The 6,807-nt window shown below is 69.8% G+C and carries 7 protein-coding genes and 1 pseudogene; 6 read left to right on the top strand and 2 right to left on the bottom strand.

What is annotated here, in order from left to right; genetic code table 11:
- Window positions 1-96: 96 nt before the first annotated feature.
- A pseudogene (locus AB0L56_RS17125) lies at window positions 97-561 on the bottom strand (RDD family protein); the annotation flags it as partial.
- Window positions 562-771: 210 nt separating this feature from the next.
- On the opposite strand from AB0L56_RS17125, the gene glnA reads away from it, so the two are divergent.
- Together glnA and AB0L56_RS17115 are read left to right on the top strand one after the other, a co-directional pair.
- Window positions 772-2,181, top strand: a complete 1,410-nt coding sequence (glnA, locus tag AB0L56_RS17120; RefSeq protein ID WP_361035887.1) for a type I glutamate--ammonia ligase — start codon at window positions 772-774, stop codon at window positions 2,179-2,181.
- Window positions 2,182-2,313: 132 nt separating this feature from the next.
- Window positions 2,314-2,568 carry a hypothetical protein gene (locus AB0L56_RS17115; RefSeq protein WP_361035890.1) on the top strand — a complete coding sequence of 85 codons (255 nt, stop codon included), beginning with the start codon at window positions 2,314-2,316 and terminating at the stop codon, window positions 2,566-2,568.
- A gap of 124 nt (window positions 2,569-2,692) precedes the next feature.
- On the opposite strand, the gene AB0L56_RS17110 is transcribed toward AB0L56_RS17115, so the two are convergent.
- Complete coding sequence (locus tag AB0L56_RS17110; RefSeq protein ID WP_365424154.1) at window positions 2,693-3,019, bottom strand: hypothetical protein; 327 nt, start codon at window positions 3,017-3,019, stop codon at window positions 2,693-2,695.
- 232 nt (window positions 3,020-3,251) lie between these two features.
- On the opposite strand from AB0L56_RS17110, the gene AB0L56_RS17105 reads away from it, so the two are divergent.
- From AB0L56_RS17105 to AB0L56_RS17090, 4 genes are all read left to right on the top strand, one after another.
- Window positions 3,252-3,623 (top strand): arsenate reductase family protein, encoded by a 372-nt coding sequence (locus AB0L56_RS17105; RefSeq protein WP_361035896.1) that lies wholly within the window; start codon window positions 3,252-3,254, stop codon window positions 3,621-3,623.
- Between the two features lie 99 nt (window positions 3,624-3,722).
- A complete protein-coding gene (locus tag AB0L56_RS17100) occupies window positions 3,723-4,415 on the top strand; it encodes a hypothetical protein (RefSeq protein ID WP_365424152.1) in 693 nt (230 codons plus the stop codon).
- 228 nt (window positions 4,416-4,643) lie between these two features.
- Entirely contained in the window at window positions 4,644-5,681 is a 1,038-nt protein-coding gene (glnII, locus tag AB0L56_RS17095) for a glutamine synthetase (protein ID WP_365424150.1), read from the top strand.
- Between the two features lie 116 nt (window positions 5,682-5,797).
- Window positions 5,798-6,799, top strand: coding sequence for an NAD-dependent epimerase/dehydratase family protein (locus tag AB0L56_RS17090; protein ID WP_365424148.1), 1,002 nt, complete (start codon window positions 5,798-5,800; stop codon window positions 6,797-6,799).
- Window positions 6,800-6,807 lie beyond the last annotated feature (8 nt).

Raw genomic sequence — 6,807 nt, 5'->3', positions numbered from 1 at the left:
GGTAGGTCTCCGGCATGGCGACCGTGGCGACCCGTTCGGTGCCGAACCGGTCGATGATCGCGCGGTAGACCTCCAGACGCCGCGCGGACTCCACGCCCGAACCTCAACCGTGCGGGCCAACCGGTCGTGCAGACCGCGTCCGTCGCGGTCCCAGATGAGGGCCGGCACGGCCAGGCACAGCAGGGCCGAGCGCAGGAGCCCGCGCAGCGGCTGGACCCGGCCGCTGTCCAGGGCGATCACCCGCAGTCCGAACAGACGCTTGCCCGGGGTGAAGCCGACCGTGCCGACGGTGAGGACGCTCAGCACCAGGAACACCAGCAGCGCCCAGTTGCCGGTCGTCTGCCCGTCGTAGCCGTCGGTGATGAGACCGTATGCGATCAGCATGCACAGACCCCAGTCGACGGCGAGGGCGCCGAGCCTGCGGCCGGGGCGGGCGATCGAGCCCGGGCCGTGCTCCGGCAGCCCCAGCTGCTCGCCCCGGTACCCGAACTCGGCACCGGCTTCCTCCAGCGCCGCACGCGGCCCGGACAGCCATGATCCGATTGCTTGCCTGTTGTCCACCCGTCCACGGTACTGCTCCCGGATATGGCCACAGCACGGCAGGGTGCGTCGGGGCTACCGTGGGAGTGGGCCCGGTTAACTTGTGCGAAACAAATGGGTCACGCCAGAGAAATGACTCGTCCCTAGGGTCGAGTGCAGCGTGTGCCACCCGCACTGGCCGCACGAACGATCTACCACCCCGGCGGGACGGTCGGGAGTAGGAGGAGCTGGATGTTCCAGAACGCCGACGAGGCCAAGAAGTTCATCGCGGACGAGGACGTCAAGTTCATCGACGTCCGGTTCTGCGACCTGCCGGGTGTGATGCAGCACGTCACGGTGCCGGCGGAGGCGTTCAACCCCGACGACGAGCTGGCCTTCGACGGATCCTCGATCCGTGGTTTCCAGGCCATCCACGAGTCCGACATGGCGCTGCGCGCGGACCTGTCGACCGCCAGGGTCGACCCGTTCCGCCGCGACAAGACGCTGAACATCAACTTCTTCATCCACGACCCCATCACGGGCGAGCAGTACTCCCGTGACCCGCGCAACGTGGCCCAGAAGGCCGAGGCCTACCTGGCCTCGACCGGTATCGCGGACACCGCGTACTTCGGTCCCGAGGCCGAGTTCTACGTCTTCGACAGCGTGCGCTTCAAGACCTCCGAGAACGAGTCCTTCTACCACATCGACTCCGAGGCGGGCGCCTGGAACACCGGCGCGCTGGAGGACAACCGCGGTTACAAGGTCCGATACAAGGGCGGCTACTTCCCGGTTCCGCCGGTCGACCACTTCGCCGACCTGCGCGCCGAGATGTCCCTGGAGATGGCCAGGGCCGGCCTGAAGGTCGAGCGTCAGCACCACGAGGTGGGCACCGCCGGCCAGGCCGAGATCAACTACAAGTTCAACACCCTGCTGGCCGCCGCCGACGACCTTCAGCTGTTCAAGTACATCGTGAAGAACGTCGCCTGGCGCAACGGCAAGACCGCGACCTTCATGCCGAAGCCGATCTTCGGTGACAACGGTTCGGGCATGCACGTCCACCAGTCGCTGTGGGCGGGGGGCGAGCCGCTCTTCTACGACGAGCAGGGTTACGCCGGTCTGTCGGACACCGCCCGCTACTACATCGGCGGCATCCTCAGGCACGCCCCGTCGCTGCTGGCCTTCACCAACCCGACGGTGAACTCCTACCACCGCCTGGTGCCCGGCTTCGAGGCCCCGGTGAACCTGGTGTACTCGCAGCGCAACCGCTCCGCCGCGATGCGTATCCCCATCACCGGTTCCAACCCGAAGGCCAAGCGCGTGGAGTTCCGCGCACCCGACGCCTCCGGCAACCCGTACCTGGCCTTCTCGGCGCTGCTCCTCGCGGGCCTGGACGGCATCAAGAACAAGATCGAGCCGGCCGAGCCGATCGACAAGGACCTCTACGAGCTGCCTCCCGAGGAGCACGCGAACGTGGCCCAGGTCCCGACCTCCCTCAGCGCCGTCCTCGACCGCCTCGAGGCCGACCACGAGTTCCTCCTCCAGGGCGACGTGTTCACCCCGGACCTGATCGAGACGTGGATCGACTTCAAGCGGGAGAACGAGATCGCCCCGCTCCAGCTCCGCCCGCACCCGCACGAGTTCGAGATGTACTTCGACGTGTGACCGGCCGACGGCGCCCCCGCCCCTGGATGGATCCAGGGGCGGGGGCGCCGTCGTGTGACCGGAAAGCTTCCCTCTCCGCGCCCGGGGAGGGATCCTTGGTCTAACACTGCTGTTCGAGAGAAGGTCACGGGGATGTCCGAAAGGGACGACGAGCGAGAGTTCGACATCAAGTGGGCGGACGGCGCCGAGTACAGGGAGCCGTCGGCACGGGCCCGTATGCTCGCCGCCCGCTGGAAGGACAACCCGCCCGGACCGGTCCCGTTCCGGGGTGAGCCGGAGCACCGGGGCTCGGCGGGCCGCTCGTCGTGGGTGTCGACGGCCGTGGTGCTCGGCTGTGTCGTCGCGGTGATCGTGCTGCTCGGCTACATCAACTTCCGTCCGTACTGATCTCTCCGTCCCTGCCCCGCCCCCACGACCGCGGGACGGGGCTGGACGCAAAGGCAACGGCAAACGCAACGACACAGCCAGTGGATGGCCGTTGCGCAGGCCCGGGTTGTGCAGACCCGGGACTCTAGCCTCGGGTGGCCGTCGGCCGGTTGTAGCGCATGAGCGCGCGCACCATGTGGCACGTGGTCTCCGACGGCGGGTGCACGCCGATCAGCTCCGCCGTGCTCCGTATCGTCGCGTTGCGCGCCTGCTGGGGCAGGTAGACGCCGGAGTCGAGCAGGGCGATGGCGAGCCGCATCGCCTTGAGCCGGCGGTTGTGCGTGACGTACCACTCACGCGGGCGGCCGGGCGGCAGCGGACGCTTCTCCACCGGGGCACAGGGCATTTCGAGCAGCACGGGACGCTCCGCGGTGGACTGGGTGGGCTTCGGCTTCAGTGCGGCAGCGGGCATGGGCATCCTCCTGTCGCGGTCGGGGCGGCCCGCCGAGGTCCACGACGACCCCGGCGACTCCCTCGAACACTGCTAACAGTTTACTGCCCGCCACTGACAATCAGCAGACCTCCTCGGGCCACCAAATACCCTGGTGAGCACAGGTTTTGTCGCTGTGTCACAGCGCTCCCGCCAGGCACGTGCGAGACGGCGGTGAATTCGAACAGAGCGGTGCCGGCGTACCGTGTGCGGTATGGAGATCTGGATCAATCCCGCCTGTTCCAAGTGCCGTAGCGCCCTCAGCCTGCTCGACGCCGAGGGGGCCGAGTACACCGTGCGGCGATATCTGGAGGAGGTGCCCGGTGAGGAGGACATCCGGGAGGTGCTGGAGCGGCTCGGTCTGGAGCCGTGGGACATCACCCGGACGCAGGAGGCCGTCGCCACGGAGCTGGGGCTCAAGGAGTGGGAGCGCAACGCCGGTACGCGGGACCGCTGGATCGCGGCCCTCGCCGCACATCCCAAGCTGATCCAGCGGCCGATCATCACGGCGGACGACGGCACGGCGGTCGTCGGCCGGACGGAGGAGGCCGTTCGGGACGCCCTCTCCCGCCGAACCGACGTGTGACACAAGCCACTTGGTCAACTTGGCCCGACTGCTGAGTAACTCCGTTCGGTATCTCGTACATAGCGGCGTACGCCCCCCTACCTCTTCGAGGAGGCGCGCATGTCGCGCAAGAGAACTCTCGGTCCGAAGAAGAAGCTCGCACTGTTGCTGAGCGCCGCCACGGTGGCGGGAGGCGGCGCCTTCGTCATGGCGACGACGTCGAACGCCTCCCCGCCCGAGGCCACCACCAAGGCGGCGGCGGACTCGAGCGTCTGTCAGGGACTCGCCACGGCGCTCGGCAACAACGAGAGGTTCATCGAGGGCCAGAAGGCCAACCCCGACGCGCAGTCGGAGGCGCGGATCGCCAACCGCGAGGCGGTCATCGCCCAGATCAAGGTGCAGCAGGAGGCGTCCGGGTGCACGGTTGGGGAGTCGGCTCAGGGCTCCCAGGCCGCGCAGCCGGAGCAGCCCGCGCCTTCCCAGCCGGCCCAGGGTGAGCAGCCCGGCCAGGGCGAGCAGGCCGGCCAGGGTCAGCAGGCCGGTGGTGACGCCGGCGCGGCCGCGGGTGAGCAGGTGTGCAACGGCTCCACCGTCACCCTGTCCGGTGAGGGCGGCGCCCCGGCGGCGTCCAGCAACCAGTTCCCGGCCGGTACGAAGCTGAAGGTCACCAACCTGGACAACAACAAGTCCACGACGGTGGAGGTCACTTCGGTGTCCGGCAGCTGTGTGCTGCTCAACAACGCGGCCTTCGAGCAGGTCCGCGAGGCCGGCAAGTTCCTGATCCGCCGCGCGGTGATCGAGAAGGTGGGGTGACGTCCCGGGGTCCGTAGGGAGGGGCCCGCCGTTCCTGGGGTCGGGAGCGGCGGGCCCCTTCGCGTGCCCTCGCCTACACTCCGCCCGCCAGGTAACACGGGGTTCACATGCGGGCAATGGCCGGGAAATCGCCTGTTGACAGGCTGCGGGGCAGCGACGGCGGCGCCCCGGTGCCGCAGCGCCGCGGCACCCGCGCAAGCGCCAGACCCACCCCGAAGGATGTGGACCGTGAGCTTCAAGGCCGAGTACATCTGGATCGACGGCACCGAGCCGACCGCCAAGCTGCGTTCCAAGACGAAGATCCTGGGCGACGAGGCCAAGGGCGCGAACCTGCCGATCTGGGGCTTCGACGGGTCCTCCACCAACCAGGCCAAGGGGCACACCTCGGACTGCGTGCTCCGGCCGGTCTTCGTGTGCCCGGACCCGGTCCGCGGCGGTGACGACGTCCTGGTGCTGTGCGAGGTCCTCAACACGGACATGACGCCGCACGAGTCCAACACCCGTGCCGCGCTGGCCGAGGTCGCCGAGAAGTTCGCCGCGCAGGAGCCGATCTTCGGCATCGAGCAGGAGTACACCTTCTTCAAGGACGCCTACCCGCTCGGCTTCCCCAAGGGCGGCTTCCCGGCCCCGCAGGGCGGCTACTACTGCGGCGTCGGCTCCGACGAGATCTTCGGCCGTGACGTCGTCGAGGCGCACCTGGAGAACTGCCTGACGGCGGGCCTGGGCATCTCCGGCATCAACGCCGAGGTCATGCCCGGCCAGTGGGAGTTCCAGGTCGGTCCGCTGGCCCCGCTGGAGGTCGCCGACCAGTTGTGGCTGGCCCGCTGGCTGCTTTACCGCACCGCCGAGGACTTCGACGTCGCCGCGACCCTCGACCCCAAGCCGGTCAAGGGCGACTGGAACGGCGCCGGCGCGCACACCAACTTCTCCACCAAGGCGATGCGCGAAGGGCCTGACGGATATGCCGCGATCATCACCGCGTGCGAGTCGCTGGGCGAGGGTTCCAAGCCCCTCGACCACGTCAAGAACTACGGCGCCGGCATCGACGACCGTCTCACCGGTCTGCACGAGACCGCCCCGTGGAACGAGTACTCCTACGGCGTCTCCGACCGCGGCGCCTCGGTGCGCATCCCGTGGCAGGTCGAGAAGGACGGCAAGGGCTACATCGAGGACCGCCGTCCGAACGCCAACGTCGATCCGTACGTGGTGACCCGTCTGCTGGTCGACACGTGCTGCACCGCGCTGGAGAAGGCCGGCCAGGTCTGATCCGCACCGCAGTCGCCGCGAGGGGCGCCCGCCGATAGCGGTGGGTGCCCCTCTCGGCGTCTGCCAACAGCAGATTCCCGTTCCCCCGGGCCGCACGGGCGGGCAGAGTCGCCGGTATGAGACTTCTGTTGCTGGGTGGTACGGAGTTCGCGGGCCGGGCCGTCGCCGAGGCGGCCCTCGGGCGGGGCTGGGAGGTGACCGTCTTCCACCGGGGGCGGCACGCGTCACCGCGGGGTGCACGGACCCTGCTGGGCGACCGCACCGCGGTCGACGGTCTGGCCGCGCTCGACGAGGACCCCGGGGAGTGGGACGTCGTCGTGGACACATGGTCGTCCGCCCCGCGCGCGGTCCGGGACACGGCACGGCTGCTGCGGGGCCGCGCCGGGCGGTACGTGTACGTGTCGAGCTGCTCGGTGTACACCTGGGCGCCGCCCGCCGGGTACACCGAGGACGCTCCCGTGGTGCGGGGCGCCTCCGCCGACGCGGATCTCACGGACTACGCGCGCGACAAGCGGGGCGGCGAGCTGGCCGCCGTGGACGCCTTCGGCGCGGACCGCTCGCTGCTGGTGCGGTCCGGGCTGCTCCTCGGGCCGTACGAGAACGTGGGCCGGCTGCCCTGGTGGCTGAACCGGATGGCGCGCGGCGGGCCCGTCCTCGCTCCGGGCCCGCGTGAACTGCCCCTGCAGTACGTCGACGTCCGCGATCTGGCGGAGTGGATCCTCGGGGCGGCCGAGCGGGAGCTGAGCGGGCCGTACAACCTGATGTCCCCGCAGGGCCACACCACGATGGGCGAGCTGCTCGAAGCGTGTGTCGAGGTGACCGGCGGTCCGGCCGAGCTCCGGTGGACCGCGCCGGAGGTGATCCTCGAGGCGGGCATCGAGCCCTGGACGCAGCTGCCGGTGTGGGTGCCGCCGGGCACTGATCTGCACGACGCGCTGCACTCGGCGGACGTCTCCCGGGCGGTGGCGACGGGACTGCGCTGCCGACCGGTCGCCGAGACCGTGGCCGACACCTGGCGCTGGCTGACGGATCTCGGCGGCACGGCGCCGCAGCGCGCGGACCGGACCGCCAAGGGGCTCGACCCGGAGGTGGAGGCGAAGGTGCTGGCAACCGCCTGAGGGGTGGG

This window comes from Streptomyces sp. NPDC052079 (genome assembly GCF_040680275.1).
In the GTDB taxonomy this organism is placed as follows: Bacteria; Actinomycetota; Actinomycetes; order Streptomycetales; family Streptomycetaceae; genus Streptomyces.
The sequence above is the reverse complement of the archived record's forward strand: the minus strand, read 5'-3'. Positions and strand labels throughout refer to the sequence as shown.